The sequence below is a fragment of the Microbacterium sp. genome (genome assembly GCF_031178525.1).
GTDB lineage: Bacteria > Actinomycetota > Actinomycetes > Actinomycetales > Microbacteriaceae > Microbacterium.
Map to the genome: position 1 here is coordinate 1 of NZ_JAPSJA010000236.1, position 3,593 is coordinate 3,593.

3 protein-coding genes are annotated in these 3,593 nt (G+C 71.9%); all 3 read left to right on the forward strand.

Annotated features, from left to right (window positions below; genetic code table 11):
- On the forward strand, nt 1-883 hold an 883-nt coding region (locus RIF89_RS12240; protein ID WP_309069385.1), incomplete at its 5' end, for an EscU/YscU/HrcU family type III secretion system export apparatus switch protein.
- On the forward strand, nt 880-2,937 hold the full coding sequence (locus tag RIF89_RS12245) for a flagellar biosynthesis protein FlhA (RefSeq protein ID WP_309069386.1): 2,058 nt from the start codon (nt 880-882) through the stop codon (nt 2,935-2,937). The genes RIF89_RS12240 and RIF89_RS12245, both read left to right, overlap by 4 nt.
- A 192-nt stretch (nt 2,938-3,129) precedes the next feature.
- Nucleotides 3,130-3,375 carry a carbon storage regulator CsrA gene (gene csrA, locus RIF89_RS12250; protein ID WP_309069387.1) on the forward strand — a complete coding sequence of 82 codons (246 nt, stop codon included), beginning with the start codon at nt 3,130-3,132 and terminating at the stop codon, nt 3,373-3,375.
- Nucleotides 3,376-3,593 lie beyond the last annotated feature (218 nt).

Below are 3,593 nucleotides of genomic sequence, written 5' to 3' on the forward strand. Positions count from 1 at the left end.
CGCCGTGGCCGTGCTCGCCGACGGCCTGGAGTCGATGGGCGCGACGCTCGGCCCCCTCCTGGCCGCGGTGGTCATCGCCACGCTGCTCGGCGCCGCCGCCCAGGGCGGGATCCACCTGCGCCCGCTCACCGGCCGGGTCGAGCAGTTCAACCTCGTCACCGGCCTGCGCCGCGTGTTCGGGACGCAGGCGCTGTGGGAGGGCGCGAAGGCCCTGCTGAAGACCCTCGCCATCGGCGGCGCGCTGTGGCTCGTGATCGCCAGCCTGATGCCCACCCTCGCCGCCAGCGGCGGGCAGTCGGTCAGCCACCTGCTCTCCCAGGCCGCCGGCGCCACGGCCGCCGTGCTGCAGGTCGCCGTGGCGGTGGGCGTGGCTCTCGCGATCGCCGACGTGTTCGTCGTGATGCGCCGCAACGCCAAGCACACGCGCATGACGAAGCGCGAGGTGAAGGACGAGTCCAAGAGCAACGAGGGCGATCCTCTGATCCGCTCGCAGCGTCGCGCGCGGCAGCTCGCGATGAGCCGCAATCGCATGATCGCCGCGGTCGGCGGCGCGGACGTCGTGCTCGTCAACCCCACGCACGTCGCGGTCGCCCTCACGTACGAACCGGGCCGCTCCGCGCCCAAGGTCGTCGCCAAGGGCGCCGGCATCATCGCCGACCGCATCCGCGAGAAGGCGATGGAGGAAGGCGTGCCGATGGTGCGCGACATCCCCCTCGCCCGCGCCCTGCACGCCGCGTGCGAGCTGGGCCAGGAGATCCCGACCGACCTGTACACGGCCGTCGCGCGCGTGCTCGTGTTCGTGGGCGCGCTCAAGCGCCGCGGCTCCGCGCGCGGCGTGCACTCGATGCCCGAACGACCCGCCCCCGCCGGGAGGACCTCATGAGAACCCTGCTGAAAAACCTCGCCGTCCCCGTCGGCGTGGTCGGCATCATCCTGCTGCTTGTCGTGCCCGTGCCGCCGCCGCTGCTGGACCTGCTGATCATCCTGAACATCATGTTCGCGCTGGTGATCCTGCTCACCACGATGTTCGCCAAGCGTCCGCTGGACTTCTCGGCGTTCCCATCGCTGCTGCTCGTCGCGACGCTGTTCCGGCTGGGGCTGAACGTCGCCTCGACGCGCCTGATCCTCGGCGAGGCGCACGCTGGCGCGGTGATCGAGGCGTTCGGCACGATCGCGGTGGGCGGATCGATCATCATCGGCGCCGTCGTGTTCCTGATCCTCGTCGTGATCCAGTTCGTCGTGGTCACCAAGGGCGCCGAGCGCGTGGCGGAGGTCGGCGCGCGGTTCACGCTCGACGCCATGCCCGGCAAGCAGATGGCGATCGACGCCGACCTCAACGCGGGCCTGATCACCGACGCCGAGGCACGTTCGCGGCGCGCCGAGGTCGCCGCCGAGGCCGACTTCTACGGCGCGATGGACGGCGCGTCGAAGTTCGTCAAGGGCGACGCGATCGCGGGCCTGGTGATCATCATCATCAACATCGTCGGCGGCATCTGCATCGGCATGCTCAACCACGGCATGACCATCGACGAGGCGCTGAACACCTACGCCATCCTCACCATGGGCGACGGCCTGGTCACGCAGATCCCGGCGCTGCTGATGGCGGTCTCGACGGGCATGATCGTGACCCGCTCGAACGCCGAGCACGATATGGGCACGCAGGCGGCGACGCAGCTCGCGCAGTCGCGCGGGGCGCTGACGATCTCGGGATGCGCCGCGATCGCGATGGCGCTGATCCCGGGCATGCCGATGCTGCCGTTCCTCGCGATCGGCGCGGCGCTGCTGCTCATCGCGCAGCGGATCAGGGCGGGCGAGCAGCGACGCGACGCCGAGCAGCTGCAGGCGGCGCCTGCGCCCGCGTCGGACCGCCCCGAGGACCTCATGGAGAAGATGCGCGTGCACGCTCTGGAGATCATGCTGGCGCCGAACCTGGTCGACCTCGTGACGGGCGGGCCGGACGACCTGCTCGCGCGCGTCAAGGCGCTGCGTCGCAAGATCGCCCTCGAGCTCGGGTTCGTCGTGCCGCCCGTGCGCACGCGCGACAACATCGAGCTGCCGCCGTCGACCTACGCCATCCGGATCGCGGGCGTGGAGGCGGGGCGCGGCGTCGCTCCTCCCGGCGCGGTGCTCGCGCTCGGCGGCGGGCTCGACGGCCTTCCCGGTCCGGCGGTGCTCGACCCGGTGTTCGGGCTGGAGGGGAAGTGGATCCCCCAGGAGATGCGTCACAGCGCCGAGCTCGCCGGCGCGACCGTGATCGACCGCGCCAGCGTGATCGTCACGCACCTGTCCAACGTCGTGCAGACGGGTGCCGCCCGCCTGCTCAGCCGCGAGGACGTGCGCCAGCTGACCGACGGGCTCAAGCAGATCAGCCCCGCCGCGGTCGAGGAGCTCACGCCGGCCCAGCTGTCGCTCGCCGAGATCCAGCGCGTGCTGACGGGGCTGCTCGCCGAGCGGATCCCGATCAACGACCTCGCGCGCATCTACGAGGCGCTGTCGCTGCGGGCGAAGGTCTCCACCGACCCCGAGGGGCTCATCGAGGCCGCCCGCGCGGCGCTCGGCCCCGCCGTCGCGGCGCGCTTCGCGCAGGACGGCGCCCTGCGCGTGATCATGATCAACCCGCTGCTCGAGCAGGCGATGCTCGAGGGCCAGCGACAGGGCGAGGACGGCACGCACATCGTGCTGGATCCGGCGCGTCTCGAGGGCGTGATCCAGTCGCTGAAGCAGGCGGTGGACGACGTCGACCCGGCGCTGGGCGAGCCCGTGCTGGTGTGCGCGCCGTCGCTGCGCCCCGCGGTGCGGCGCCTGGTCGCGGCCCAGACCGACGGCATCCCGGTGCTGTCGTACAACGAGGCCACCGCCGGTGGCTTCGCGATCGAGACGGTGGGTGTCGTGCGGGACGGCGAGGTGGCGCGCGCGACGCCGTCGCTGCCGGCCTGATCCGACAAGCGCGCCGTCCGCACGCGCTTGGCCGCCACGAGCGACGGAGACCTTCACGAGCGACGGAGATCTGCGTATCGCCGCAGCGTCCGGACCGGATGCGTCCGCATCCGTGCAGATCTCCGTGCGTCCTGCCGGGCGCCTCTCCCCGACGCCTCACCTCGCGCGCACCGCGCCCGATAGTCTGGCGTGATGCTGGTGTTGACGAGGCGGATCGGTGAGCGCATCCTGATCGGCGACGATGTCGAGGTGACGATCCTCGACGTCAAGGGCGACAGCATCCGCATCGGGATCGATGCCCCGCGCAGCACGCGCATCCAGCGCGCCGAGATCGTCGAGGCCGTCCGCGACGAGAACGCCCGGGCGGCGGGCGTCGGCGACGAGGCCGAGCAGGCGCTGCGCGCCGCGCTGGCATCCCGCACCGAATCCGCGACCTGATCCGTCGCCGGTCGCGGACCGTACCGTCGCACGCGCGATCCGCCAACCCCGTCGACACGACGCGCGCCGCCACCTAGCGTCGCGAGAGTGGAACGTCCGGCCTTGGCCGAGGCGGAGCCCAACTCCCGCACAGTCACGTCGAAAGGGGCGTTCGATGACCGACGTCGCATCCCAGGGACCCGAGCCGAGCGAAGAGGGTCGACCGATCCTCACCGACC